Below are 26,096 nucleotides of genomic sequence, written 5' to 3'. Positions count from 1 at the left end.
CCGCTTTTTGTTCTGGCTGACGCCGGCTCGCTTTAGCGATGTCAGGCACGGTTGCTTCAGGCCATGGCGGCCTCACGCATCATCTCGCGCTCGCCTTCCACTTCGAGCGGCAGCTTCACCGGCCGCTTGAGTTTGGCCGAAAGATCGAGCGCCTTGGTCAGCATCAGCCGGTTATGGGCCTCGGCCGCGGTCGCGTGCTGGGTCGGCAGGTCGAGCGCGATGCGGTTGAGCCAGGATTCGGTCTCGGTGCGCATCGGGCCGCGCAGCTCGCCAAGGGCCATGTCGCCCGGCGGATAGCTGCCCATGAAGTCGACGAGCCGGGTCTTGTCCGGCAGATAGCCTTCTTCCTGCGGCGCCGAGACCGCCAGCACGATATCGCGATGAGTGTCGTCGATGGTGAGCACGCCGGTGGTGCCGACAATGCCGACCTCAAGGCTGTAGACCGCGCCGGGCCAGGTCACCGGCAGCGCCCAGGAGATGGCGAGGTGATAGACCGAGCCGTCGCTCATCATGATCATGCCGGCGGTGCCGTCGATGCCCTGCCAGTCGGCACCGAGCACCTTGTCGACCGAGCGGGCATAGACCTCGACCGGGGTCTTGGCCTCCAGGTACCACATGACGATATCGAGCGCATGGGTGCCGGAAATCACCATCGGCGAGATGGTCGCGGGCGCATCGGAACGCCGGTAATTGTCGATGGCGACCAGCCGGTTCATGAAGGCGCGGGACGTCACCATGGTCACGTCGCCGAGCGCGCCGGTACGCACCTTCTCCTTGGCGGCGAGCCAGCGGCGGCGGAAGCGCTGGGTATAGCCCACCACGGCATCGACGCCGGCAGTCTCGATCTCGCGCAGCACGCGCATGGAGTCATCTAGATGGGTGGCGAGCGGCTTCTCGATCAGCATGGGCAGGTCGCGCTCGAGCGCCGCCATCACCGGATCGACATGCAGATGCTCGTCGGTGGCGACGATCACCGCCGTCACTTCCGGCCGCTTCAGCAATTCGCGATGATCGGTGGTGATGAAGTCGGCGCCGATCTCGGCACCGACGCGCTGGCCGCGCTCGGGGTTGATCTCGGCGAGACCGATCCATTCCACCGCCGGATGGCGCGCGGCGACCGCGCCGCGAAACAGACCGACGCGCCCAGCGCCGACAATGGCGAGGCCGATACCCTTGGGAGACTGGCGACGCATCACCACGCCCCCTCTGCTGCCGCGACGCAGACATCGGCCTGCGAACGCAAAGTGTTGGCGTCGTCGCCCGTGTTCCTCATGGTTTCCACCCTGCTCAATCAGTGTTGTTGATGTTGAGCGGACCATGCGTTTCCAAGCCGCGCAAATGCTCTTTCGCCATTGGGACATAGTGAAAGGGCATGGATGCATCGCCGGCGCCAAGGTCAGAAAGGCACCTCGGAAAGACAGTTCGAAAATGAGCCGGAAGTTATTGACTTGTGAAAAATGTTCAAACATCCTTCATATGTTAATTTGATCCGGCACGACGCACCCTTCGCCCCGGAGCGTGCGCTTAACAAGTCCGGACATTGATCCCGCCACGGCAAACCGAAGACCGGGCCGGCGGGACTGCAACGGGAGAAGCCACACATGTCCGCACAAGCCGCCATGTCTCGTGAAACCAAGAACGAAGGCGCGGTGAAAGCCGGCGACGGCGCCTATATTTTCGACCTGCTCACCCTCGACAAGATGGAAGCCGGCCCGACCTACAGCACCGCCATCGGCCCGGTGGTCGAAGGCGAGCGCACGCAGGTCGGCTTGATGCGCAAGGCGCGCGGCACCGGCGCCCGGCCGCATTCGCACCCCAACGAGCAGTGGAACTACGTCATTCAGGGACGGCTGCGCGTGAACATCGAAGGGCAGCCGGAGCAGATCGCCGGCCCCGGCACGCTGATCTTCTTCCCCGCCAACAAGATCCATTCGACCGTCGCCCTGCCGGATGAAGACGTCATCTTCTTCGTCGCCAAGGACCTGTCCTTCGGCATTGCCGGCGTCGCCGCCGACGGCAAGAACACCGGCGCCTTCTATGAGAAGGGCTTCGAGCCCAAGGCATGATGAGAGGCTGATTCCCCGGGAGACGCGGCTGCGCCAAGACAAGCGTCTCTTATCGACCGCCCGCATCGCGCCGATGCGTGGCGGGCCGGCAAGCGCACAAAAACCGCGCTGCCAAAACCTGGGAGGAAAACATATGATCAAACTCGCCGCCGGCCTCGCGGCCGTGATGCTTTCTGTCGCCGCCGCCCCGGCGGCGCATGCGCAGGCCTACCCCACCAAGCCGATTGAACTTGTCTGCTCGACCTCGCCCGGCTCCACGGCGGCACAGTGGTGCCAACTGATGGCGCAGGTACTCTCCAAGCCCGACGTGCTCGGCAAGCCGGTGAATGTGGTCTACAAGGGCGCCGGCTCCGGCAATGAGGCGGCGGTCTATGTCATGAGCCGCCCGGCGGATGGCTACACGCTGCTGCACGCCAGCGCGAGTTTCTCGGGCTACATGAACCTGCCGACCTTCTCGGCCAAGCCGGAGGATTTCGAGTTCCTGGTCAAGGTCGAGAAGTTCGTCTACGGGCTCGCCGTTCGCTCCGACAGCAAGTACCAGACCTTCGGCGATCTCGTCACCGCCGCCAAGCTGGCGCCGGGCAGCATCGGCGTTGCCGGCAACAAGATCGGCTCGATCCATCACAAGCACATCCTTTCCGCCTTCACGGCGGCGGGCGCGAGCGTCAACCACATTCCCTATGAAGGTTCGGGCGACGCGATCCGTGACCTGCTCGGCGGTCATGTGCCGGCGGGGCTCGGCACGATCGGCCAGATCATGCCGCATCAGGAAGCCGGCAAGCTGCGCACCCTCGTCGTGCTCAACGAGACGCGCTCCCCCAAAATGCCCGACGTGCCCACCATTCAGGAGCTCGGCTTCGTCTACCCGATCTCGCATCAATGGCAGGGCATCTTCGTCAAGGCGGGCACCCCCGACGACGTCAAGGTCAAGGTGCGCGCCGCCTTCCAGAAGGTGGTCGATGGGCCGGAATATGCCGAGTACCTGAAGAACAGCCCGCATGTGGAAAAGGCGTTCGAGAGCGATGGCGCGAAACTGAAGAAGTCGTTCGAGGAAGAACGTCAGGGCTATCGCGCCTTCATGCAGCAGAACGGCATTCTCTGAGCCATGCCCCCTCCTGTCCGCGCCCGGCCAAAGGGCGCGGACGGCCTGTCAATGGCCCCGACCCAAGGGAGCATCGCCATGGAAGAACGTGGCATCGTCCGCATCAATCGCGGCGTCGCGGAGGCGGTCACCGCCCTCGTGGTTCTCGCCGCCGTCATCACTCTTTACATCAACAGCCTGAGCCTGCCGCCATCGCCCATGCGCGGCTATCCCGGACCGGGCTTCATTCCCCGCATCATCCTGCTCTTCACCGGCACCTTCGCCCTGCTCTGGCTCGGCCGGCTCTATCTCGGGCGGGCGCGCAGCCGGCACGATCCCGGCTCGGCCGAGGCAGAAGCGGAGGCAGCGCCGGTCATTTTCGAGTATCGCGATTTCGCCCTCGCCATCGGGGCGGGACTTCTGTTCGCGGTTGGTCTCGATACGGTCGGCTTCGAGGTCACGTGCGTGGCGATTGCCTTCGCGCTGCTCTATCCGCGGCTGGACTCCCCCGCGATGAGCGCCTTTGCCGCCGTCGCGACCATGCTGACGATCTATCTCGTCTTCGTGCTGGCCCTCGGCGTGTCGATCCCGCTGGCCTTCCTGCCCAGCTACATCACCTTCTGAGGAGGCCGCGATGGAGGTTCTGTTCGACAACCTGATCCCGGCGACCCTTCTGGTCCTGTCGCCGACCAATATCCTGATCATGCTGGCCGGCGCCGTCGTCGGCACGGTGCTGGGCGCTCTGCCGGGCTTTGGCGCAGCGCAGGCGCTGGCGCTGATGTTCCCCTTCACCTTCTTCATGTCGCCGGAAGCGGGAGCGCTGTTCTTCATCTCGATCTATGCGGCGGCGGAGTATGGCGGATCGATCCCGGCCATTCTGATCCGCACGCCGGGCACCGCCGCGGCGGCGATCACTCTGCTCGACGGCTACCCGATGGCACAGCAGGGCAAGGCGGGCCGCGCGCTCAAGATCTCGCTCTATACCGGCGTCGTCGGCTCCATCGCCTCCAGCCTGATCTTCCTGTTCGCCGCCTCGGGCCTGGCCTGGGTCGGCCTGCAGTTCGGCCCCAGCGAGATGTTCGCGGTGGGCGTGTTCGGCCTGTCGATGATCGGTTCGTTCTTCGGCAACAGCCCGGTGAAGGGCTTCGTCGCCACCGGCATCGGCCTGTTCCTCGCCACCATCGGCAGTTCCGGCTTTGCCGGGCTGCGCTTCACCTTCGGACTGGAATCGCTGATGGACGGCATACCGCTCATCGTCGTCATCACCGGCCTGATGGCGATGCCGGAGGCCTTCAACCTGCTGATGGCCCGCAAGGGCGAGGCCGGGCTCGACCTGCAGTCGCTCAAGGGCGCGGATCGCGAGAAGAACCATATCGGCTGGAAGGAGATGAAGAAGCTGTCGCCGACCATGCTGCGCGCGACGGTGATCGGCACCGCCATCGGCGCCATCCCCGGTCCCGGCGCCACCGTCTCCTCGATCGTCGCCTATAATGAGGAGCGCCGTGTCTCAAAGCACCCGGAGAGGTTCGGCACCGGCTGCGATGAAGGCGTCGCCGCGCCGGAGACCGCCAACAACGCCATCGTCGCCGGCGCGCTCATCCCCTCTCTGGCGCTGGGCGTACCAGGCTCCGGCGCCATCGCGGTGCTGCTCGGCCTGCTCATCTCCAAGGGCATAGTGCCCGGCCCGCTGCTGTTCGAGCGCAACGGCCTCCTCGTTATGACGGTGTTCGTCGGCCTCATCGCCTCTGCGCTGCTGATGCTGGTCGTCGGCATGGCGGGCATCCGCATCTTCGCGCGGGTGGCGCAAATCCCGCGCTACATACTCGGCCCGTTCGTGCTGATCCTTCTGACCATGGGCGTGTTCGCCGACCAGACCTATACCCCGCACATCATCATGGCGCTGATGCTCGGGGCGGTCGCCTTCTGGTTCGACAAGATCCAGATGCCGGTCATTCCGATCGTGCTCGCCTTCGTCATGGGGCCGATCGTCGAATCCAATCTCAACCGGGCCATGGTGATCCATGGCGGCGATCTCAGCTTCATGCTGACCCGGCCGATCACCATGGGCCTGCTGCTGCTGGCCTTCATCACGGTGGTGCTGGCCTTCCGGCGCTCGCGCAAGGCCCGGCGGAGCGGCCCACGCACCGCGACCGCCTGAAACAAAACGACCGGCGCCAAAGACGCCGGTCGTCTGCCTGCCGGAGCCGTCGGAGGTCAGGAAGCGGCGATCATCGCTGCTTTCAGATCGCTGATCTCGGCCAGGGCGCGGTTCGACAGCGGCAGGTCCACCGGTTCGTTCACCGCCGCGGAAAGATCGGCCGCCAGATAGCTCTCCATCACCATGCGGGCATGCTCGGGCGCCACCATGGGCGAACGGTCGAGCAGCACCGATTCAAGGAAATGCAGCGTCTCCGGCCCCATCTGGCCGGCAAAGACGTGATCGACCTGCTCGCCGGGCATGGTCGACATCGGGAACCGCGTGCCCCCGCTCACCGTGCTCAGCCAATTGTCACGCTGCGTATCATCAAGGATCAGCGCGCCCTCGGTGCCGGTGATCTCGATCCAGGTGCCGCAATAATTGGGATAGGCCGGCGGCAGGTTCCAGCCGCCGCCGATCACCACCAGCATGCCATTATCCATGGTCACGGTGGACCACATGCAGTCATAGGAGCCGTTGACGTCCTGCATGTAGCCATAGGCGCCCTGCGAATAGACCCGTACAGGTTTGGCCGGCTCCAGCAGCCAGAACACGAAATCGAGGTCGTGGGTCGATTCCATCGCGGCCGGCGACAGCTTCACGCGCGAGGCGATCTTCTTGCCGAGGCTGCGCGACAAATGGCGTGACACCATCACATTGACCACGCGCCCCAGCGTGCCCTCGGCGATCTGCTTCTTGGCGTAGGCGATCTTGGGATTGAAGCGCTGCGAATAGCCGATGGTGAACTTCACCCTGTTCCGGTTCGACAGCTCGATCAGCTCGTTGGCCTCCCACAGCTCCATCGCGATCGGCTTTTCCAGCAGGACATGCTTGCCGGCCTTCAGGCAGTCGCGGGCGATCGCGTAATGCGTGCTCTCGGGCGTGGTCGAGATGTAGACCACCTGAATGGCCTCGTTCTCGACGATATCGCGATAGTCCAGCGTCGCCGTGGCCGCGTTGGTAAGCCTGCGCACCTCCTCGAGCCTTTCGGGACGGATTTCGCAGATGTGCAGCTTGTCCACCAGTGCCGATCGCGAAAGGGTCTCGGCGCGGATACCGCCGCACCAGCCCGTGCCAATCACCGCTACTTCGACCTGCCGCATTACCTGATCTCCTTCAGACCCATCGCCCCCGGCGACCGGGAATGCCTGAAGAATACCGGAGCCAAATGCCGTAGCGGCAATGCTTTTCGGGCATGTAACCATCAGATCCGGGCATGCGAGACGCCGCAGCCGCCCCTAGACGGCCGTCGCCCGGGAGCGGCGACGGTTCGACGCCCCGCACGCCCGGGAAACAAAATCCAAACGCCAGAGCGAACTCACAGCGGGATAGACGTTGGGGGGAGCACAGCGAGACCATCCGCGCGCGGCATCAGCGCATCAAGCGTAGGAGCGACGGCGAACGGCGTTCGCAGCTTTGTACCGAAGTGGCGCACCGGCGTTGATGAAACCGAGAACTACGTTTTCGCTACCGCCTTCTAGGCTGCGAATTCCAATTTGGCTGATCACGACAGGCGTAAGGTGCAGTTCGAATCCCTCTGGTTCCTGACGCTTGCAGACGCCGCCGACCGTCTCCCGCCAATTTCAGCTCGTCCCCAGTCGCTTCGCGATTCTGGAGGACGGGCTCGGCTTCCAAGTCGTGCCTTGGCAGCCGGTGCTCGACAAGCACATCGGCCGGCACCTCTCCGGCATCAGGCGCAGCGACGGCGGTATCGAGTGGGATCTCGGCCGGCAAAGGGGAGTGGGGTTGTGAACTCTTTGGGTCGTAGGCGGCCACTCCCAATTGATCTGCCGACCATGCCACCGCGCACCGTCACCATTGCCGGAAGAGAGCTTCCGCACAAAACAGGGTTCCGGTCCGCCGCAGCTGCATCAAGGCTGGCACTTCGCGCCACCGCTCGCGCGGCGGCGGCCTTGACCCAGTCGCGTTGGACAGGAGGAGCTGATCATAGCGAAAGGCGATTCGTGAGCCATTGGCTCACCTCCGCGAGCGACTCTTGGAACCGGGCAAATGCGCGAAAAGTGGTATTAGGAATGAGTCGGCCAACGGGAAAAGTCGGGTATGGCGGTTCGACACTCAAGGTCGCTTAAAGAATAATCCGCTGTTCGTTCATTCACCACGCACTGACTTCGCTCATGCGGTTCCAACCGACCTTTTTCTCCGTCGCACCCATCAGCGCACCGCCATGGCGCGGAGCTCGGCAATTTCGGGGTCAGTCAGGTAGCGGATATTTTCGCCACGTAGAATAAACGCGAGCCGCGCGGTTTCTTCGAGCTCCTCGGCATTGTTGACCGCATCCTCCAGGTCCTTTCCAAGCACGACCACGCCGTGCGAGGCGAGGAGGAAGGCATTGACGGGATGCGCCTTGGCGGCAATCGCCAGGTCGCGCCCGATCTCGGGCGCGCCGGGCCGGTAATAGGGAATGACCGGCATGTAGCCGGCGCGCATCACATAATAAGGGGTGAAGGCGCGCAGGGCGTTATCCGTCGGCAGATCCTCGAGGCACGACAGGGCGGTGAGATAGGTCGAGTGCAGATGCACGATCGCGCCTGCCTCGGGCCGGCACTCGAACAGCGCGAGGTGAAAGGCGAACTCCTTCGACGGCTTCGGCCCCGCCACCGGATTTCCCGCAGCATCGATCCGCGCCAGATCCGCCGGGGTAATGCGCCCGAGGCTGCCGCCGGTCGGTGTCACCAGAAAGCCGCCCTCGTCGAGCCGGACCGACACATTCCCGGCACCGCCAACGGAATAGCCGCGGTCGAAAAGGCTGTTGCAGAGGTTGCACATCTGCTCTGCCTTGGAGTTCCGGCTCATATCTTCCCTCGGCGCTGGAGCGATGATGTCCCCCCGGATCAGAGCCCGGGCCGGGAAGGCAATGCCCGGGCGCCGACCGATTGACGCGGCGCCCGGGCATAAGGTGACTAGTTCGACAGTGCCCAGCTGGTGAAGCCGGGCACATAGGTCACCAGAGCCAGCACCGCCAGCATGATGCCGATGAAGGGCAGCATGGCCTTGGACAGTTTCATCACCGGAACGCCGGAGATACTGCTGGCAAGGTAGAGTGCGGTGCCGACCGGTGGCGTCAGCAGGCCGATGGTGAGGTTGATCACCATGATCAGGCCGAACTGCACGGGATGCACGCCCAGATGTGCCGCAACCGGGCCCAGGATCGGGGTCATGAGAAGGATCGCCGGACCGCTATCGAGAAACATGCCGACGACCAGCAGCATGAGGTTGATCAGCAGCAGCAGTAGGATCTTGTTCTCCGTCAGGCTGAGAATGGCGCTCGCGATGGTCTGCGGCAGACGTGCATTGGTCAGCAACCAACCAAAAAGAGAGGTCGCGGCGATGATGGAGGCGATCACCGCTGTGGCGATCGCCGCCTCCATGCAGATCTTCGGAATACTGGCGAGCGTGATTTCCTTATAGACGAAGACGCCAACCAGGAAGGCGTAGACCGCGACCACGGCGCCGCCCTCCGTGGGCGTGAAAATGCCCATACGGATGCCGCCGATGATGATGACCGGCATCATCAGCGCCCAGCTCGCCTCCTTGAAGCGCTGCCACTTCTCGGCACCGCTCACACGGCCCTCGGTCGGATAGCCGTGCTTGAGAGCGAAGAGGTATGAGTAGATCGCGAAGCCGAGGCCGATCAGCACGCCGGGCGCGATGGCGGCGAGGAACAGGTCGCCGATCGATGCCTGGTTGGAGACGCCATAGATGATGATGGCAATGCTGGGCGGAATGATCAGCGCAAGGCTGCCCGACGAGGCCACGAGCGCGGCGGAGAAGCCGGCATCATAATTGCGCTTCTTCATCTCGGGGATCATCACCGAGCCGAGTGCCGCGACATCCGCCACGCCCGAGCCGGAGATGCCGCCCATGATCACGCCGCTGGAGGCCACGACATGAGCGAGGCTACCGCGGATGTTGCCGACCAGCGCCAGCGCGAGGTTGATGATACGCCGGGTGATGCCGCCGTGCCCCATCAGGGATCCGGCCAGCATGAACAGCGGGATCGCCATCAGCGGGAAGGAGTCGACGGAGGTGAACAGCCTCTGGCCGAACAGCGCCAGAGGATAGCCCTGATAGACGATCGCGCTCAGCGAGGCGAGGGCGATGCCAAAGGCGACGGGAACGCCCAGAACGAGAAAGAGCGCGAAGCCTCCAAGAAGCAGAAGTGCGATCATAGCGCGCCCTTTTCGTCGAAGGTCATCTGCCTGCCGGAGATGATTTGATTCCAGCTCGCGCGCAGCGCGAAGTAAAACAGCATGGCGCCGCTGAACGGGATCACCACGTAAACACAGTACATCGGGATGCCGAGCGCTGCGCTGCGCTGGTTCATGCCGAACTTCATCAGCGATATACCGCCGACAACCAGCGCGAGGCCGACAACAGCGATGAGCAGCGTGTTGAGTATGGAGAGCGCATGGGATGACTTCGACGGCAGCAGCGACACCAGGAAGTCCAGTGCGATGTGGGCCTTGGACTGGAAGGCGGCGGCCATGCCGAGGAAGGTGATCCAGACGAATATGTATCTGCCGAGCTCTTCGGACCAGCTCAGCGAATTTGCCAGGGCATAGCGCGCGATCACCTGCGTGAAGGTGACACCCATCATTGCGAAGATCAGCGCACCGATGGCCCAGAGAAGGATTATGTGTATCAGGCGATCGAGCTTGTCCAAGCCGGGTTCTCCCTCAGGCGGCATGCCGCGACACTATTGCGCTCACACTTGTCGCCCGGGTCGGTGGAGCGTGCGCTCCTTCCGTCCCGGGCGTGTAGCCGGCTGTGCCGAATGTTTGGGCGCTGTTACCGGCCCAGCTCTTTGTTGATGCGATTGTAGAGATCGACGTTGACCTTCTCGGCAAACGCCTTGTGGGCCGACACCGCTGCCGCCGCGATCGGTGCGGTGTCTGGATTGGTGACCTGAAGCCCCGCATCCTGCATCGTCTTCAGCATCTCGCCGGTCTTGCTGCGGACGGCCTCGTTCTCGGCCTTGGTCGCGGCATTCGCGGCCTCAACGATGATCTTCTGCTGCTCGGGGGTAAGCTGGCTCCAGCGCAGTTCGCTCATGGCCAGCGTCACGTACTCATATTTGTGGTTGGTGAAGGCCAGATACTTCTGAACTTCGTTGATACGGCCGCCGAAGATGAACGGGATCGGGTTTTCCTGCGCCTCGATTACGTTCTGCTCGAGGCCGGTATAGACCTCGCTCCAGGCCATCGGCGTCGGGTTCGCGCCGATCGCGCGCCAGGTCGTGACCATGGCCGGAATTTCCGGAACGCGTATCTTCAGGCCTTTTAGATCGGCGATGCCGTTGATCGGCTTGTTCGACGTAACCTGGCGCGAGCCACGCTCCCACCAGTCGAGAATGCGGACATTGGCGCTCTTGAGCACGCCGGCGGTGATTTCCGCGCCGAGCGGGCCCTTCACGACCTTGTCGAACTCTTCCTGCGACTTGAACAGGTAGGGCAGTTCAAGCAGCTGGATCGAGGGATCGAAATTGCCCAGAACGCCAGCGATCAGGCCGAAGTCCACCGTGCCCATCTGCATGCCCTCGACCAGGTCGCGGTCACCGCCCAGCGTCGAGTTTGGATAGATGGTCAGTGTGATCTTGCCGTTAGAGCGCTTTTCCAGCTCTTCCTTGAACTTCTGAGCGCCGAACTGCCACAAATCCTGCTCGGACTGGATGTGTCCGAGCTTGAGGTTCAACACTTCCTGGGCAACGCCCGGGGTCGGCGCCGACGCGATGGCCAGAGCCGCCACCGCCGAGACAAACGCCGGCTTGAGTGTTTTCGTGAATAAATTCAACATGTTGTATCCTCCTTAAGTCTTCTGTTTTGTGCTCTGCGGCAGCAATTAGCGCCATCCGCAGACGTCGAGTTCAGATGCCGCGCAGAATGGCGTCGGCTTCCGCGAAGAAGTTCGGGCCCCCGAAATTTCCGGATTTCAGCGCCAGGGCGAGCGGGCGGCCGCCCGGCGGGGTGCTGCGCAGCGCCGGGGCACCGGGTGCGATTTCCGGCCCGATCTCCAGCGAGGTCAGGCTGAGGCCCTCGACCACGGCGCCGGAGGTTTCCCCCCCGGCCACGACGAGGCGCCCGACGCCGCCAGCGACGAGAGCCCGGGCGATGCCGGCGAAAAGCTGCTCGATGGCCGCCGCGACCCTCTCGCGGCCATAGGTGTCCTGCGCCACCCGAACGCTCTCCGGATCTGCGGAGGAGAACACCAGCGGCCGATCGGTTTGCGCCATGGCCCAGTCGGCGATCTCCTGCGCATCAAGCCGGTTGGCGACGGCATCGTCCGCCGTGATCTCGCGCATCGGCAGACCGGAGGCACGATGCGTCGCGACCTGGCCTCGGGTCGCGCTTGAGCACGACCCCGAGAGCACGATGCATTTGCCGTCGACGCCCTGCCAACTGCTGCCTTCGCCCGACAGCAGACCCTGACGGCGGAAATTGGCGGGCAGTCCCATCGCGATGCCCGAACCGCCGGTCAGCAGGGGAAGGCCGTCCAGTGCGCTGCCGATGGCCATCAGGTCGTCGTCGGAAAGCGCGTCCACCACGATCAGCCGGGCGCCTTCGGCATCGGCGCGCGTCAGCGCCTCCGTGATCGCGGCGGTGCCCCTGCGGACGGCACTGAAGCCGACATGCCCGACCGCCATATCGGTCTGCAGCGCCAGCCAGCGGCGGATGTCGGCATCTGTCATCGGGTTGAGCGGGTGGTGCTCCATGCCGCTCTCGTTCAGCAGCCGGTCATGGACGAACAGATGGCCCTGATAGATGGTGCGACCCGCGCCCGGAAACGCCGGGCAGACCACGACCTTGCGGGCGCCCAGCGCCTCGGCGAGCGCCGCCGCCACCGGGCCAATATTGCCCTCGGCCGTGCTGTCGAAGGTCGAGCAGTATTTGAACAGAAACTGCGTGCAGCCCTGCGCCTTCAGCCATTCCAGTGCCTGCAACGACTGGGCGATTGCATCCTTCGCCGGAATGCTGCGCGACTTCAACGCCACCACACCGGCTTCGACCGAGGAATCGGCGTTGGTCGTCGGCACGCCGGAGAATTGCGTGACCCGCATGCCCTGCTTCGACAGGGTGTTGGCCAGATCGCTGGAGCCGGTGAAGTCGTCACCAATGCAGCCGAGAAGCATCGTCTTAACCTTTACAGAATAGGCGGGTGCTGGAGACGGAAAATCAGGGCGAGGCTTGCTCGCGAATACCCCAATAGGTGTGGATCACCGTCTCGAGATGATCGCGCATGGCGGCCTCCGCGCGATCGGCATCGTGATCGCGGATAGCCTCGAAGATACGGCGATGCGCCGCCTGGGCTTTGCCCAGCGATTCGGGATGACTGAGCGACGTCCGGCGCTGCTCTTCGAGCAACTCCAGAACGACGTGATAAAGCGCATCAAGCAATGGATCCTCGGCGATGAGGGCAATGCGATGGTGGAAGGCATCGTCGGTCGCGGAGAACGCCGGGATATCGTCGGCGCAGCTCTCGTTGCGCAGCAGCACAGCTTCCAGATCGGCGATATCATCGTCCGTTGCCAGCCGCGCTGCCTCCCGGGCGAGGGCGACCTCGACGAAAATGCGGGTCTTCTGGAACTGGCGGATGCCTTCGGCGCGGGCAACCAGCATCTTTGCCGCGCCGGACAGAAGCTGCAGCATGTCCCGCGGGTCGGGCTCGGTGACGCGCGTGCGGTCGCCGTTCGACACCGACAGCATGCCGGTCTTGTTCAGCCAGAGCAGGGCCTCGCGCACGGCGGGACGTCCGACACCGTAATGCGCCATCAGATCGCGTTCCGAAGGCAGCCGATCGCCGACCGTCAGTTCGCCTGACAGCACCCGGTCCTGGATGTCCTTCGCGATCTTGTCCGACAAGCGGTCGCGGCGCAGATGGGCGGGCGTCCCGAAGCCACTCATGCGCCGAACTTCCCGGTGATGTCGCGCTTGGCCGCGACGATGGCCGCGAGGAAGCCGTCACGCCATTTGCGCCGGGCGGGCAGGTCCTCGGACGGCACCTTGGCGCGCATCTTCGCTTCGATGGCCGAGACCAGATCGGGCGTCCACTCGCGCGGGTCAGCCTGCTCCTTGGCGAGCCCGTAATACATCGGGCCGAGGTTGGCGCAATATTCCGCGACGCCGTTGGCGGCATTCAGGTCGATGGTGGCGAAGGGCCCCATGAAGCACCAGCGCAGGCCCAGACCGTCGGCTACGGCCGCGTCGACATCGGCCGGTGTGCAGATGCCGTCCTCGACCAGCCGGAAGGCTTCGCCCAGAAGCGCGCTTTGTAGACGGTTGACCACGAAGCCGTTGATTTCGCGGGTCAGGGTGATGGGGCTTTGGCCAAGGCTGCGCATGAGATCGCGGGTGAAGTCCAGCGTCTCGGTCGCGGTCCAGGGCGCCGGGATCAACTCCACCAGCGGGATGAGATGCGGCGGGTTGATCGGATGGGCGACGAGGCAGCGGGCGCTGTTCTTCAGTCCCTCGGTGAAGGCGGAGGCGGGGAAGCCGGAGGTCGAGCTGGCAACGATCGTGGTCGGCGACAGCAGCGCGTCCATCTCCTGATACAGCGCCAGCTTGATCGGCAGCCGCTCCGGAGCGCTTTCCTGCACATAGTCGGCGGCCCCCAGCGCATCGGCGAGGCTCGATGCAATGCGACAGCGCTTGGAGAGCGCAGGGTCAGCATTGGCAACGAACGCCACAGCTGCCTCAGCCGCCGCAGGCGTGCGATCGTAAATGACCAGATCGTGCCCTGCGCGAGCAAAGACCAGCGACCAAGACGACCCCACCACACCGCAACCGACGATCGCAATCTTCATTCTCTTAGCCCTCTCGCCATCCCAAGTGATCACGGCAACCAATCCCTGATGCGTGCCCAAAATGGAGTCCGTCGCGAACTTTGTTGCCGCCGCATTGTCATCTGTTCTGGTATGACAGGTTGATAGCCTGATCGTCAACCTATTCTGCGAGCCTTGTTGCTCGGTCCGAATTCCTAGCTTTTTGGCGCGCGTGTTTGCTCCTTCCCCTTCCGAAGGGGACCAACGCACAGAAGGGGAAGGTGTCTGCCGAATTTATGGAGGCGGCGATGCACCCGCTGAGGGCGCTGGTTGGCAGTCGAGAGAGCTGCGTCAAGACCTTGGCGACGATCCTATGAGCGTCATGATGCGCGAGATCATGACGCTGTTCGACGAGTATCAGTCCAAGGAGAATGCTAAGCTCACCCTGCGGGCGATGAAGGAAAATGCCCGTCAGGGCTATTGGAACGGCTCACGCCCACCGATCGGCTACCGCATCGTGATCGCCGGTCCGCGCGGCTCGACCGAGCTGTCATCGATCATCTGGAGCGACGCATTCTCGATCCCGAGCGCCTTTCCGTCCTTCTGGAAAAGCTTGTCGACCGGCGCAAGGAATGCGTCGAGCGGCGGCGCAGCCACATCACCGAGCTCAACAAGCGTGCGACGGAGGCCGAGGCCAAGCTGAGAGCCTGAAGCACTTCTCCGAGGTCGCCCGCGCCAAGCTGCGTACCGAGACCGGCGAGTATCACCGCGACCATCTTCGCGCGCTCGCGCAGCGCATCGAGGTGGTGAGCAAGTCGGAGATTCGGCCCATGGGGAACAAGTCGGACCTTCTGCGCACCCTAGCAGCCGCATCAAGCGCAGGAGCGACGGCGAACGGCGTTCATAGTTCTGTTCTGAATTGGCGCACCCGGCACGATTCGAACGTGCGACCTCTGCCTTCGGAGGGCAGCGCTCTATCCAGCTGAGCTACGGGTGCAGCGGCATCTGCCTAGCCCGATTGGGCGGCGGGGGTCAATGGCTCTCGTGCAGTTTCCGCCAAACCTTCGAACCGGGCTCCGGGCGACCCGGATTCCCGACGCATGTCCCCGCCCCTGCCCACGCGCCTTGCTGGAGCAAAAGCATTGCTTCAGCAAAGACATGCCTTGAGCAAACACCCGCCTTGAGCAAACACCCGCCTTGAGCGAACACATGGCCGACATGCCCGCACCATCGTCAGCCGGCCGCGGTCCTCCCATAACCCCGAACCATGTCGCCGCGCGTCAGATCGATGGCGGGCGGCAGGCGGCAAGGCCTTCCTGTTCCAGCGCCCCGGCCAGGTCGAGCAGGTGGGCATCGGCGAAGGGCCGGCCGATGAGTTGCACGCCGACCGGCAGTCCGTCGCGCGATAGGCCGACGGGCGCCGACACCGCGCACAGGTCGAGCATGTTGACGTAGCGCCCGAAAATGCTCAGCGCCATGTTGGACTGGTCGATCTCGGCCAGCGGCGGCGGCAGGATCGGCATACCGGGCATGACCAGAACATCGAACGGCGCGAAAAGCGTGGCGAAATGCGCCTTCCACGTCCGCTTCAGTTCATGAAGCCCGGCCAGTTCGGTCGCCGTCACCTCGCGGCCGAGATTGATCCGCGCGCGAATTTCCGGGGCGATGTCGGTGGCCGGGTCTTCGGTCACGGCGTGCAGCGTGGCGTAGCTCTCGGCAGCCATCAGGCGCCCGGCCTGCGCGCACAGCGTCTCCATCGGCACCGGCGGCGCGATCCGCGCCACCTCGCCAAAGCGCTGGCCAAGCTGCACCAGCGTCGCCTCGAAGATCGCCCTCACCTCCTCGTCGAGGCGCGCGAAGGCGGGATCGTCGAAGGTCGCCAGCCGGAACGCTCCGATGGGGCGGGCCGGCGTGAACAGGTCGGTCGGCGCATCGCCGCTCGCCGCGTCATCCGGGTCCGGGCCGGCCAGCAGCGCGATCACCGCGCGTAGGTCGCGCACGCTCCTGGCCAGCGCGCCGATGCTGTCATGGGAGCGCGAGAGGAACCGCATGCCGCCGCGCCCGATCAGGCCGGGCGTCGATTTGTGGCCGAACAGGCCGCAGAAGGCGGCCGGGATACGCACAGAGCCGCCGGTGTCGGTGGCGAGCGCCAGCGGCACCATGCCGCTTGCTACCGAGACCGCCGAGCCGCTGCTGGAGCCGCCGGGCGCGCGGTGCACGTCCACGTCGAACGGGTTGCGCGGCGCGCCGAGCACCGGATTGGTGCCCCATCCGCCGAAGGCGAACTCCACGGTGTGGGTCTTCCCGACAATGATCGCCCCGGCCGCCTCCAGCCGACGCACGGCGGTCGCGCTCATCTGCGCGACGTGATCGGGAAAGCAGCGCGAGCCCGATCCGGTGCGGAAGCCCTCGATGTCGAACAGGTCCTTCACCGCCACCGGCACGCCGTGAAGCGGGCCACGGAGGCGGCCGGCGTCGCGTTCGGCGTCGCGCTCGGCGGCCATCTCGAGGGCGCGTTCGTCGAGGCGCAGCACGAAGGCGTGCAGCGTCGGATCGAGACGGTCAATGCGGGCGAGACTGGCGCGCACCGCCCCGACACTTGTCAGCGCGCCGGAGCGGATGAGCGCGCCGGTCTCCATGGCGTCGAGGCCGCCTGTCTCACTCGTCCGCATGTCCATGCCCGTCACTCCCTCGCCGGAATCCCGCGCTCGCCACCATGAGCTTGCGCGTGTAGTCGGTACCGATGCGCCCGGCGACCAGATCGTCGGCGGGCAGTTCCTCGACGATGCGCCCGCCGTGCATCACCGCAAGGCGGTCGCACATATGGGTGACGACGCCGAGATCATGGCTGACGAGGACATAGGTGAGCCCCCGTTCCGCCCTCACCTGCTCGAGGAGATTCAGCACCTCCGCCTGCACCGAGGCATCGAGCGCCGATGTGGGTTCGTCCAGCAGCAGTATCGCGGGTTCGAGGATCAGCGCGCGGGCGATGGCGACACGCTGGCGCTGGCCGCCGGAAAGCTGGTGCGGGTAGCGGAAGCGGAAGCCGGCGCCGAGCCCCACCTCGTCCAGCGCGCGCAGGATTCGCGGGCTGGTGGCGTCGACGCCATGGATCGCGAGCGGCTCCAGCAATTGCCGATCGATGGTATGGCGCGGATGCAGCGAGCCATAGGGGTCCTGGAACACCATCTGCACGCGGGCATGGAACGCTCGGCCCCGGCGCTGGCCGGTCAGCGTCTCGCCCTCGACGCGCAGCGTGCCGGCGGTCACCGGCGCGAGGCCGGCGATGGCGCGCAGCAGGGTCGACTTGCCGGAACCGGATTCCCCAACCAGCCCGAACGCCTCGCCGGCGGCGACGTTCAGGCTGACATCCGCCAGCGCGCGATAGCCGTCATAGGCGACGTTTACCCCGGCAAGCGAGAGAGCCGGCACGGCGTCGGTCATAGCCGCCACTCCGGCCGGCGGTCGAGCACCGGCAGCGGATGCCGGTCATGGCCGGGCACCGGCACGCAGGCGAGTAACCCGCGCGTATAGGGATGGCGGGCATGGGCAAGTTCGGCGGCGGCGATCTCCTCGACCACACGCCCGGCATACATCACCAGCACCCGGTCGCAGAACGAGGAGACGAGGCGCAGATCGTGCGAGATGAAGATCAGCCCCATGCCGCGATCCGTCACCAGCCGGTCGAGAATGCCCAACACCTCAAGCTGCACGGTGACGTCGAGTGCCGAGGTCGGCTCGTCGGCGATCAGCAGCTCGGGATTGGCGATCAGCATCATGGCGATCATGGCCCGCTGGCCCATGCCGCCGGACACCTCATGCGGATAAAGGTCGAACACCCGGGCCGGGTTCTCGATCTGCACCGCCGCCAGCATGTCGAGCGCGCGCTCCCGCGCCTCGCGGCGGGACACCCGCTCATGGGTCCTCAGCGTCTCGACGATCTGGCGGCCGATGCTCATCACCGGGTCGAGCGAATATTTCGGGTCCTGGAGCACCATGGAGAGCCGCGCACCGCGCAAGGCACGGCGCTGTGCCGGCGGCGCGGTCAGCAGGTCGATGCCGTCGAAGGCCAGCCGCCGGGCGGTGACGTCGGCGCTTGGCGGCGTCAGCCCCATGATGGCGCGCCCGGTCAGCGACTTGCCCGAGCCGCTCTCGCCGACGATGCCGAGCCGCTCGCGCCCGAGCGTGAACGAAACGCCGCGCACCGCCTCGAAACGGCCGGTGCGGGTGGCGAAGGAGATGGCGAGATCCTCGACCGTCAGCATCGGGGTCATCGCTCGGCCTCGCGCGGGTCGAGCGCGTCGCGCAGGCCATCGCCGACCAGGTTGAAGCCGAGGCTCACGATCAGGATCGCCATGCCCGGCATGGTCGCCACCCACCATTGATCGAGGATGAAGCGCCGCCCCGAGGCGATCATCGCGCCCCATTCCGGCGCCGGCGGCTGGGCGCCGAGGCCCAGAAAGCCGAGGCCGGCCGCAATCAGGATGATACCGGCCATGTCGAGCGTCACCCGCACGATCAGCGAGGACAGGCACATCGGCATGACATGGCGCAGCACGATGCGCAGCGGCGAGGCGCCCATCAGCCGGATCGCGTCGATATAGTCGGCATGGCGCACCGCCAGCGTCTCGGCCCGCGCCATGCGGGCATAAGGCGGCCAGGAGGTGATGGCGATGGCGATCACCGCGTTCTCGATGCCCGGCCCGAGCGCGGCGACCAGCGCCAGCGCCAGCACCAGCTTGGGAAAGGCCAGGAAGATGTCGGTGACACGCATAAGCGCCGTATCGATGATGCCGCCGGCATAGCCGGCGACCGTGCCGACCAGCAGGCCGACCGGCGCGGTCAGCACGGCGACCATGAGCACCACGGCAAGCGTCAGCCGGGAGCCGTAAATCAGCCGGGAAAGAATGTCGCGCCCCTGATCATCGGTGCCGAGCAGATGGCCGGGCGAGAGTGGCGGCAGCAGCCGCGCGCCGGCAAGATCGCCGGCATAGGGCGAATGTGGTGCAAGTACCCCGGCAAACGTCGCCACCAGAACCAGAGCGATCAGGATCGCGAGCCCCACCACCGCCAGCCGGTTGGCGGCGAAGCGCAGCCAGGTCGCATAGGCCCGCCCCAGCCGCGCCTGCATCCGCGAGGCCGGATATTCCGAGAGCAGCCATGCGCGGGTCCCCTGCCCGCTTCCGATTCCGGCCTCGCTCATCGCGCGTGCGTCCTCGGGTCGAGCAGCCGGTACAGCAGGTCGGACAACAGGTTGATGCCGATGAAGGTCGCGCCGATCACCAGCGTCCCGCCCAGCACCGCGTTCATGTCGGCGTTCTGGAGCGAGTTGGTGATGTAAAGCCCGAGGCCGGGCCAGGAGAACACGGTCTCCGTCAGCACCGAGCCTTCGAGCAGATTGGCGTAGGACAAGGCGATCACCGTCACCAGCGGCACCGCCGCGTTGCGCAGGGCGTGGCACCAGATGATGCGCGCCTCCGACAGGCCCTTGGCGCGGGCGGCGACGATGTATTCCTGCCCCAGCTCGTTGAGCATGAAACTGCGGGTCATGCGGCTGATATAGGCCAGCGAGAAATAGCCGAGCAGCGAAGCCGGCAGGATGATGTGGCGGAACACGTCCCACGCCACTTCCCACTCGCCCTGCCACAGCGCATCCAGCAGATAAAGCCCGGTGGTCGAGGTGAAGCTGTACTCGAAGGCGACCCCGATCCGCCCGGGATAGGCCACCCATCCGAGGCGGGCGTAGAAGATCAGCAGCGACAGCAGCGCCAGCCAGAAGATCGGCACCGAATAGCCGACAAGCCCGATGACGCGCACGATCTGGTCGGTGAGACTGCCGCGCTTCACCGCCGCCAGCACGCCGAGCGGGACGCCGAGCCCGGTGCCGATCAGCGTGCCGAGCGTCGCGAGTTCGATGGTGGCGGGGAACACCCGGCGGATGTCGTCCATCACCGCGTTGGTGGTCAGCACCGAGGTGCCGAAATCACCCGAGAGGGCCTGCCGCACATACAGCACGAATTGCTGCCAGAGCGGCAGATTGAGGCCCATCTCCTCGCGCACCCGCTCCATGGCCGAGGCCGGCGCCCGATCGCCCAGCACCGCCAGCACCGGATCGACCGGGATCACCCGGCCGATGAAGAAGGTGACCGCCAGCAGGCCGAGGAAGGTGGTGGCGACCACGGCGGCAAAGCGGATCAGACCAAGCAGCGGCCGCCACAGCCGAGCGGCCGGGCGGGAGCCGGTTCGTGAGGCGGCGGCGACCGTCGGGCTCATCGAACCGGCTCCCGCTCACTTCTTGGAAACGGGGCCGACATAATTGGTGTCGAAGGTCGGGCCCAGCCGAAGCCCCTCGACATTGCCGCCAATGCCCGCGACTTCGGTCTGCTGGAAGATCAGCGCATAGGGGCCGGTCTCCAGCACATCCTTCTGCAACTCGCGATAGAGATCCGCCCGCTTGTCGGCATCCTTCTCCAGCAGGGCGGCACGGGTCCGGGCGGTGAGTTCCGGCACATCCCACGCATTGCGCCACGCCAGCGTCTTGATCTTGCCGGCGTCGGAATTGTCCGGGTTGGCGGTGAAGGTCTCGGCGTTGGAGTTGGGATCCCAGTAATCCGAGCCCCACTGGCCGATATACATGTCGTGGTTGCGGGCGCGGTACTTGGTCAGGGTCTGCTTGCCGTCACCGGGAATGATCTCGACCTTCACCCCCGCCTTGGCCGCGCTCTGCTGGAACGCTTCGGCGATGCCGGTCACGGGCTGGGTGTTGCGCACGTCGATGGTGACGGTGAAGCCGTCCTTGAGGCCGGCGCTCGCCAGCAGTTCCTTGGCCTTCTCGACATCGAGCTTGTACGGTTTGGCATCGAGTGCGCCGAGCACGCCTTCCGGCAGGAAGGTCTGGTGCACCTCGCCGATGCCCTTGATCAGCGTGGCGCCGATCGCGTCGTAGTCGATGAGATATTTGAGCGCCTCGCGCACTTCGGGCTTGGCGAGGTTCGGGTTCTTCTGGTTGAAGCTGATGTAATAGACCGTGCCCTTGGGCTTGGTGACCACGGCAAGCTTCGGGTTGGCGAGCACCGCGGTGAGGTCGCCCGGCTCCAGATTGCGCGCGACGTCGATGTCCCCGGCCTCAAGCGCGAGGCGCTGGCCGGCGCTCTCCTTCATGTGGCGATAGACCACGCGGGCGAGCTTGGCCTGCGGCCCGAAATATTTGTCGTTGCGGTCCAGCACCACCGCCTCGTTCGCCCGCCACTGCCGCAGCTTGAACGGGCCTGAGCCGGCGGAATTGGTCTTCAGCCAGCCATTGCCGAAATCGCTGCCATATTTATTGGTGTCGCTGACCGGCGCCGTCTTGATATTCGGCTCCACCAGCTTGCGGTCGACCGCCGAAATCGGGCTCGCCGCCATCACGTTGAGCACGAAGCTCGGCGCATAGGGCTGGTCGACGGTGATCGCGAGCGTCGAGGGGTCGAGCGCCTTCACCTTCTGCGTCACGTTCTCGCCGGTGAGGCCGAACTGATTGAGCAGGAAGGCCGGGCTCTTGTCGAGCTTCACCATGCGCTCGAACGACCAGGCGATGTCGTCGGCGGTGAGCGGATTGCCGGAGGCGAAGACGAGGCGGGGCTTCAGCTTGAAGGTGAAGGTCAGCCCGTCATCGGAGACGGTCCAGCTTTCCGCCAGTTCGCCCACCACCTTCGAGGTGTCGTCGAGGTCGAGGTGAACGAGCGAGGAATAGACATTGCCCAGCACCTCGCCGGCGGTCAGTTCGAAGGATTCCGCCGGGTCCATGGAGATGATGTCGTCGATGGCAAAGCCCTCGACCAGCGTGTCGGCCGGCGTCTTGGCCAGCGCTGGCGCCCCATAGCTGAGAGCGAGGCACAGGGCGGCACCCAGCGTGCGCAGGCCCAGGCGCGGAAGTCGCTGCACGATCATGACCCGTCTCCCTATAATGGTTCGCAATGTTCAGCCGGCCTCGTGCCAGGCGCGGGCGAGCACCCGCAGCCAGTTCTCCCGGCACAGCTTGGCGAGGTCGTCCTCGGAAAATCCGTCCGCCGCCAGCGCGTCGACCAGCGCCTGCTGGCCGGCCGCGTCGCCGATCGGCGCCGGGATGGTGGCGCCGTCATAATCCGAGCCAAGCGCCACGCAGTCCACGCCCATGCGCTCCACCATGTAACGGATATGGGCGACCATCAACTCCAGCGGCGTGTTGGCATTCTCGGCACCGTCCGGCCGCAGCATGGTGGTCGCGTAGTTGAGACCGACCACCCCCGCGCTCTCGCGCACCGCGTCCATCTGGCGGTCGGTCAGGTTGCGCGCCACCGGGGTCAGCGCGTGGGCATTGGAATGGCTGACGATCAGCGGCTTGTCGCTGGTGCGCGCGACATCCCAGAACCCCTGCTCGGTGATATGGGCGAGGTCGATGGCGATGCAGAGCCGGTCACAGGCACGCACCAGATCGAAGCCGGCCTCGGTCAGGCCGGGGCCGGTATCCGGGCTCATCGGATAGGCGAAAGGCACGCCATGGCCGAAGATATTGTGCCGGCTCCATACCGGGCCGAGCGAGCGCAGGCCGGCGGCATGGAAGGTCTCCAGCGCGGCCAGATCGCGGTCGATCGCCTCGCAGCCCTCAATGTGCAGCACGGCGGCGAAAGTGCCCGCTGCCATGGCCTCGCGGATATCCGCCGTGGAGCGGCACAGCCGCCAGAGCCCGGCACGATCCAGCCGCAGCGCGATCGCCGCCATGTCGAGCGCGATGTCGAGCGAGGGCGCGCGCTCCAGAGGCGCGGCCATCGGCGTCAGATAATGGCCGTTGGCGTCCGGCGCCTTGAGCACGAGGTCGCCGGAGGGAATGTAGATCGCGCACAGCCCACCGCCGAGCCCGCCGGCCCGGGCGCGCGGCGCGTCGATGTGGCCGGACGTCGTGCCCTCGCCGAATTCGCGCAGCGGATCGATGCCGGCCGCCGCGTGTTTCCACAGCCGCAGGAGAACGTCGTTGTGACCGTCGAAAACAAGCTGCATCGAAACCGACCCGGCAGGTTGAAAGGTGGGCGAGTCGCCCGGCACCATCCTGTTGCACTTTCCGCCATGCCCGCAAGGCGACGACCGGACTACGCGGCTGGAACTACGGGCCGTCCGGGAGCTTCGAGGCCGCGCCGCGTGGGGTCGGGCAGCGGCACGGCGGCCATCAGTTCGCGCGTATAGGCATCGGCCGGCGCCTCGAACACCGCCCGTCGGCTGCCGGCCTCGACGATGGCGCCGCCGCGCATCACCGCCACGTCGTGGCACATGCGCTCGATGACCGCCATGTCGTGGGAGATGAACAGATAGGCGAGGCCCATGGTCTCCTGAAGCTCCAGCATCAGGTCCAGCACGCGGGCCCGCACCGAGACGTCGAGCGCCGCCACGCTTTCATCCGCGACGATGAGTTTCGGCTCCAGCGCGAGCGCGCGGGCGATACAGATACACTGGCGCTGGCCACCGGAGAATTCGTGCGGGTAGCGCCCGGCATGGTCCGGCGACGGATTTTTGCACCGCGCCTTGGAGCCCCCGCCTTCCCTTAGGTTGCCCGGCGCCGGCGGAAGCGCCATGGTGCGCGCCACCTGTCCCCCCACATCTGAGAGTGCCGTCATGGATGCACGCGCGCGACGCCTGGCCCTCGTCAGCGGCCGCTGGGACCCCATGCTGACGGTCGTGGATATCGACGCCGCACTCGATCCTGCCAATAACGATACCGACCGCGCCGTGATCACCCGCGCGCGGGTCACACCGGACATCGCGTTGCCCTCGGGTGCCCGCGCTCCGGCTGTCGGGCTGCCGGTCAGCGTCGCGGCCGTGCCGGCGCTGGATCGCCTTGTCGTGGTCAACCATGCCGGTTGCGCGACGCCGCAGGCACTGGAGGCGCACCCCCACGGGCACGCCGGGGCGCTCGCGATGTTCGACCTGCGGGCGACGCTGGCCGGCTCCGCCACCCGCCCGACCCTGCTCCTGCCAACGGCGACGTTCGGCCCGGTTGGTTGCGTGGTCGCCCCGGATGGCCGCCATCTCCTGGTCGCGGCCGGCGAAGGCCCCGGCCTTGAGGATGGCGGCTACCAGATCAGCGTGATCGATCTCCCCACCTGCACGCTCCGGCACAATTTCGCGCTGCCGCATGAGGGGGAACCCACCCGTGCGGGGTCGCCTGATCCCGGCTTCGGCCGCTATCCCAACCCGGCCGGCATCGCCATCGCCCGCGGCTCGCCTGATCTCGTGCTCACCGCCGATGGCGGCAGTTCGACCGTCACCGCCATCGCGCTCGCCGATGTTCTGTCGGGCGAACCGCGCGCCCCCTTGGCACGCCTTGAATTGCCAACCGGCCCGTTCGGCATCGCAGCGAGTCCCGACGGCACGCTGGCGGTGGTCGCTGGCCGCGAATGCCCGCGCACCGGCGCGGAGGGCAACGCCGTCACCTTTCTCGATCTCGCGGCGCTGAGGCGCGGCGACGGCTGGGCTGCGCGCCACGTCGTGGTCGGCAGCGATGACGGCCGGCCGAGCCGCCCGATGGGCGTCGCCTTTTCGCCTGACGGCCTGAGCGTCTTCGCCACCTGCTTTCGGACCGGCACCGTCTCGCGAATCGAGCGTACCGCGCAGGGCGACTGGAAGGAGAGCGGGCGTGCCGCCCTGTGTGATCCGCTCGGCTCGCCGCCCTGCCCGCGCGGGATCGGGGTAACGGGGGACGGCGCTCTGGTCGTGGTGGCCGGCGGGGCACGAGGCGCCCCCGGCAGCAGCCAGCTCTGGCTGCTCGACGCCCGCACGCTGCGAATGCTTGCGCGGGTAAGTGGCGTCGGAAACGAGACCTATTTCATTGAAGTAATTGAGATTTCCTCTACCGCATCGCAATAGAGAATTCAGTTGCATTCCTCAGAGGAAATGTCAGACTGAATTCATAATTCAAAAAAATACAACGCGACGCCAATCTAAAAAAACATATCCCTGGGAGGGGACCATGAATATTTCACGCCGAGATTTCGTGCTCGGGGCTTCGGCCTCGGCTTGCCTGATTTCCTCCGGTTCCGGCATGCTTGGCAGCGCCTTCGCCCAGAGCGCGTGGGCGCCGACCCGTGACGTCGAACTGGTGATTCCGTTCGCGGCCGGCGGCGGTTCCGATCTGCTCGCCCGCGTGGTCGGCAAGATCATCGTCGAGGAGAAGCTCATCCCGCAGCCGCTGGTGCTCAACAATCGGCCGGGTGGCGGTGGCGCCGTCGGCCTCGGCTATGTGGCGGCGAGCCGGCGCAAGGATCCCAACACCATCATCCTGATCAACGGCACGACCCAGATCACGCCGATACTGAACCCGTCCGCGCGCACGCTCACGGAAATCCAGCCGATCATGAACTTCATGCTCGACGACTTCCTGCTCTTCGTGCGGGGGGATTCCAAGTACAAGACCGCGCAGGAGATGATCGACGACATCAAGTCGAAGCCGACCAAGACGTTCAACTTCTCGACCGGCGGCACCACCGATGTCATGGCGATCACCGTGTTCTCGCGCGCGCTCGGCAAGGACATCAACCCGGTCAACTTCAACTCGGGCGGTGAATCGCTGACCGCGCTGCTCGGCGGCCATGTCGACGGCACGATCGGCAATCCGCTGGAGTTCATGGGCCAGCTCGCCTCCGGCAAGGTCCGCGCGCTGGGCGTGTTCCGTGACACGCGCTTCTCCGCCATGCCGGACGTCCCGACCATGAAGGAAATCGGCCTCTCCGTGCCGAACTTCCAGATGTGGCGCGGCATCGCCGTGCCCAAGGATGTCGACCCGGCCGCCCAGGCCTATTGGGAAGGCATCATGCAGAAGGTCGCCGCCTCCCCCACCATGAAGAAATACATCGCCGACAACGTGGCGACGGAAGCGCCGATCGTCGGGGCGGATTTCGTGGCGTTCCTCGCCGCGCAGGAAAAGCTCTATCGCGAACTCCTGGCCAAGCCGGCCTGAGGAGAGGCCCA

At 65.7% G+C, this 26,096-nt stretch carries 23 protein-coding genes, 1 tRNA gene and 2 pseudogenes; 8 read left to right on the top strand and 18 right to left on the bottom strand.

Annotated elements, in window-relative coordinates:
• Window positions 1-56: 56 nt before the first annotated feature.
• Window positions 57-1,193, bottom strand: coding sequence for a Gfo/Idh/MocA family protein (locus tag MKI84_RS02670; protein WP_241616392.1), 1,137 nt, complete (start codon window positions 1,191-1,193; stop codon window positions 57-59).
• A 408-nt stretch (window positions 1,194-1,601) separates the two neighbouring features.
• Between MKI84_RS02670 and MKI84_RS02665 the strand changes: the two genes are divergently transcribed.
• The 4 genes from MKI84_RS02665 to MKI84_RS02650 all read left to right on the top strand — a co-directional run bounded on the left by MKI84_RS02665 (window position 1,602) and on the right by MKI84_RS02650 (window position 5,305).
• Window positions 1,602-2,066 carry a cupin domain-containing protein gene (locus MKI84_RS02665; protein ID WP_241616391.1) on the top strand — a complete coding sequence of 155 codons (465 nt, stop codon included), beginning with the start codon at window positions 1,602-1,604 and terminating at the stop codon, window positions 2,064-2,066.
• Window positions 2,067-2,199: 133 nt separating this feature from the next.
• Entirely contained in the window at window positions 2,200-3,168 is a 969-nt protein-coding gene (locus MKI84_RS02660; RefSeq protein ID WP_241616390.1) for a tripartite tricarboxylate transporter substrate binding protein, read from the top strand.
• A 78-nt stretch (window positions 3,169-3,246) separates the two neighbouring features.
• Window positions 3,247-3,771 (top strand): tripartite tricarboxylate transporter TctB family protein, encoded by a 525-nt coding sequence (locus MKI84_RS02655; RefSeq protein WP_241616389.1) that lies wholly within the window; start codon window positions 3,247-3,249, stop codon window positions 3,769-3,771.
• Between the two features lie 10 nt (window positions 3,772-3,781).
• Window positions 3,782-5,305 carry a tripartite tricarboxylate transporter permease gene (locus tag MKI84_RS02650; RefSeq protein ID WP_241616388.1) on the top strand — a complete coding sequence of 508 codons (1,524 nt, stop codon included), beginning with the start codon at window positions 3,782-3,784 and terminating at the stop codon, window positions 5,303-5,305.
• A 56-nt stretch (window positions 5,306-5,361) separates the two neighbouring features.
• Here the strand turns inward: MKI84_RS02650 and MKI84_RS02645 are convergent, their stop codons facing one another.
• A complete protein-coding gene (locus tag MKI84_RS02645) occupies window positions 5,362-6,447 on the bottom strand; it encodes a Gfo/Idh/MocA family protein (protein WP_241616387.1) in 1,086 nt (361 codons plus the stop codon).
• A 448-nt stretch (window positions 6,448-6,895) separates the two neighbouring features.
• On the opposite strand from MKI84_RS02645, the gene MKI84_RS02640 reads away from it, so the two are divergent.
• On the top strand, window positions 6,896-7,096 hold the full coding sequence (locus MKI84_RS02640; RefSeq protein WP_281063182.1) for a DUF3363 domain-containing protein: 201 nt from the start codon (window positions 6,896-6,898) through the stop codon (window positions 7,094-7,096).
• 420 nt (window positions 7,097-7,516) lie between these two features.
• On the opposite strand, the gene otnC is transcribed toward MKI84_RS02640, so the two are convergent.
• The 7 genes from otnC to MKI84_RS02605 form a co-directional block, all read right to left on the bottom strand.
• Window positions 7,517-8,131, bottom strand: a complete 615-nt coding sequence (gene otnC / locus MKI84_RS02635) for a 3-oxo-tetronate 4-phosphate decarboxylase (RefSeq protein ID WP_241616527.1) — start codon at window positions 8,129-8,131, stop codon at window positions 7,517-7,519.
• 134 nt (window positions 8,132-8,265) lie between these two features.
• Window positions 8,266-9,534, bottom strand: a complete 1,269-nt coding sequence (locus MKI84_RS02630) for a TRAP transporter large permease (RefSeq protein ID WP_241616386.1) — start codon at window positions 9,532-9,534, stop codon at window positions 8,266-8,268.
• Window positions 9,531-10,028: a TRAP transporter small permease gene (locus tag MKI84_RS02625; RefSeq protein ID WP_241616385.1), complete on the bottom strand. Its 498-nt coding sequence runs from the start codon at window positions 10,026-10,028 to the stop codon at window positions 9,531-9,533. The genes MKI84_RS02630 and MKI84_RS02625 overlap by 4 nt, the downstream gene beginning before the upstream one ends.
• 125 nt (window positions 10,029-10,153) lie before the next feature.
• Window positions 10,154-11,158, bottom strand: a complete 1,005-nt coding sequence (locus MKI84_RS02620; RefSeq protein ID WP_241616384.1) for a TRAP transporter substrate-binding protein — start codon at window positions 11,156-11,158, stop codon at window positions 10,154-10,156.
• A 70-nt stretch (window positions 11,159-11,228) separates the two neighbouring features.
• Entirely contained in the window at window positions 11,229-12,491 is a 1,263-nt protein-coding gene (gene otnK / locus MKI84_RS02615) for a 3-oxo-tetronate kinase (RefSeq protein WP_241616383.1), read from the bottom strand.
• Between the two features lie 43 nt (window positions 12,492-12,534).
• Window positions 12,535-13,221 carry an FCD domain-containing protein gene (locus MKI84_RS02610; protein ID WP_241616382.1) on the bottom strand — a complete coding sequence of 229 codons (687 nt, stop codon included), beginning with the start codon at window positions 13,219-13,221 and terminating at the stop codon, window positions 12,535-12,537.
• Between the two features lie 38 nt (window positions 13,222-13,259).
• Complete coding sequence (locus MKI84_RS02605) at window positions 13,260-14,300, bottom strand: 3-hydroxyacyl-CoA dehydrogenase (protein WP_241616381.1); 1,041 nt, start codon at window positions 14,298-14,300, stop codon at window positions 13,260-13,262.
• A gap of 166 nt (window positions 14,301-14,466) precedes the next feature.
• Between MKI84_RS02605 and MKI84_RS20795 the strand changes: the two are divergent.
• Window positions 14,467-14,661, top strand: a pseudogene (locus MKI84_RS20795) (recombinase family protein); the annotation flags it as partial.
• Window positions 14,662-15,040: 379 nt separating this feature from the next.
• Here MKI84_RS20795 and MKI84_RS02595 read toward each other — a convergent pair.
• The 9 genes and pseudogenes from MKI84_RS02595 to MKI84_RS02555 all read right to left on the bottom strand — a co-directional run.
• Window positions 15,041-15,117: transfer RNA gene (locus MKI84_RS02595), tRNA-Arg, on the bottom strand.
• Window positions 15,118-15,400: 283 nt separating this feature from the next.
• Window positions 15,401-16,798 carry an amidase gene (locus MKI84_RS02590; RefSeq protein ID WP_241616379.1) on the bottom strand — a complete coding sequence of 466 codons (1,398 nt, stop codon included), beginning with the start codon at window positions 16,796-16,798 and terminating at the stop codon, window positions 15,401-15,403.
• Window positions 16,779-17,564 (bottom strand): ABC transporter ATP-binding protein, encoded by a 786-nt coding sequence (locus MKI84_RS02585; protein ID WP_241616378.1) that lies wholly within the window; start codon window positions 17,562-17,564, stop codon window positions 16,779-16,781. The genes MKI84_RS02590 and MKI84_RS02585 overlap by 20 nt, the downstream gene beginning before the upstream one ends.
• Window positions 17,561-18,394: an ABC transporter ATP-binding protein gene (locus MKI84_RS02580; protein ID WP_241616377.1), complete on the bottom strand. Its 834-nt coding sequence runs from the start codon at window positions 18,392-18,394 to the stop codon at window positions 17,561-17,563. Before MKI84_RS02580 ends, MKI84_RS02585 begins: the two co-directional genes overlap by 4 nt.
• Window positions 18,391-19,323, bottom strand: coding sequence for an ABC transporter permease (locus MKI84_RS02575; protein ID WP_241616376.1), 933 nt, complete (start codon window positions 19,321-19,323; stop codon window positions 18,391-18,393). The genes MKI84_RS02580 and MKI84_RS02575 overlap by 4 nt, the downstream gene beginning before the upstream one ends.
• Complete coding sequence (locus MKI84_RS02570) at window positions 19,320-20,393, bottom strand: ABC transporter permease (protein ID WP_241616375.1); 1,074 nt, start codon at window positions 20,391-20,393, stop codon at window positions 19,320-19,322. Before MKI84_RS02570 ends, MKI84_RS02575 begins: the two co-directional genes overlap by 4 nt.
• A 15-nt stretch (window positions 20,394-20,408) precedes the next feature.
• The gene (locus MKI84_RS02565; protein WP_241616374.1) at window positions 20,409-22,049 is read right to left on the bottom strand and encodes an ABC transporter substrate-binding protein; all 1,641 of its coding nucleotides are present in this window, start codon (window positions 22,047-22,049) and stop codon (window positions 20,409-20,411) included.
• A gap of 30 nt (window positions 22,050-22,079) precedes the next feature.
• Window positions 22,080-23,135, bottom strand: coding sequence for a dipeptidase (locus MKI84_RS02560; RefSeq protein WP_241616373.1), 1,056 nt, complete (start codon window positions 23,133-23,135; stop codon window positions 22,080-22,082).
• An 89-nt stretch (window positions 23,136-23,224) separates the two neighbouring features.
• Window positions 23,225-23,632 (bottom strand): annotated as a pseudogene (locus tag MKI84_RS02555) (ATP-binding cassette domain-containing protein); the annotation flags it as partial.
• Between the two features lie 112 nt (window positions 23,633-23,744).
• Between MKI84_RS02555 and MKI84_RS02550 the strand changes: the two are divergent.
• Complete coding sequence (locus tag MKI84_RS02550; RefSeq protein ID WP_241616372.1) at window positions 23,745-24,995, top strand: YncE family protein; 1,251 nt, start codon at window positions 23,745-23,747, stop codon at window positions 24,993-24,995.
• A gap of 103 nt (window positions 24,996-25,098) precedes the next feature.
• Window positions 25,099-26,085: a Bug family tripartite tricarboxylate transporter substrate binding protein gene (locus tag MKI84_RS02545; protein ID WP_241616371.1), complete on the top strand. Its 987-nt coding sequence runs from the start codon at window positions 25,099-25,101 to the stop codon at window positions 26,083-26,085.
• Window positions 26,086-26,096 lie beyond the last annotated feature (11 nt).

Source organism: Ancylobacter gelatini (assembly GCF_022601675.1).
GTDB classification, from domain to species: Bacteria; Pseudomonadota; Alphaproteobacteria; order Rhizobiales; family Xanthobacteraceae; genus Ancylobacter; species Ancylobacter gelatini.
This window is presented reverse-complemented; position numbering and strand designations above follow the sequence as displayed.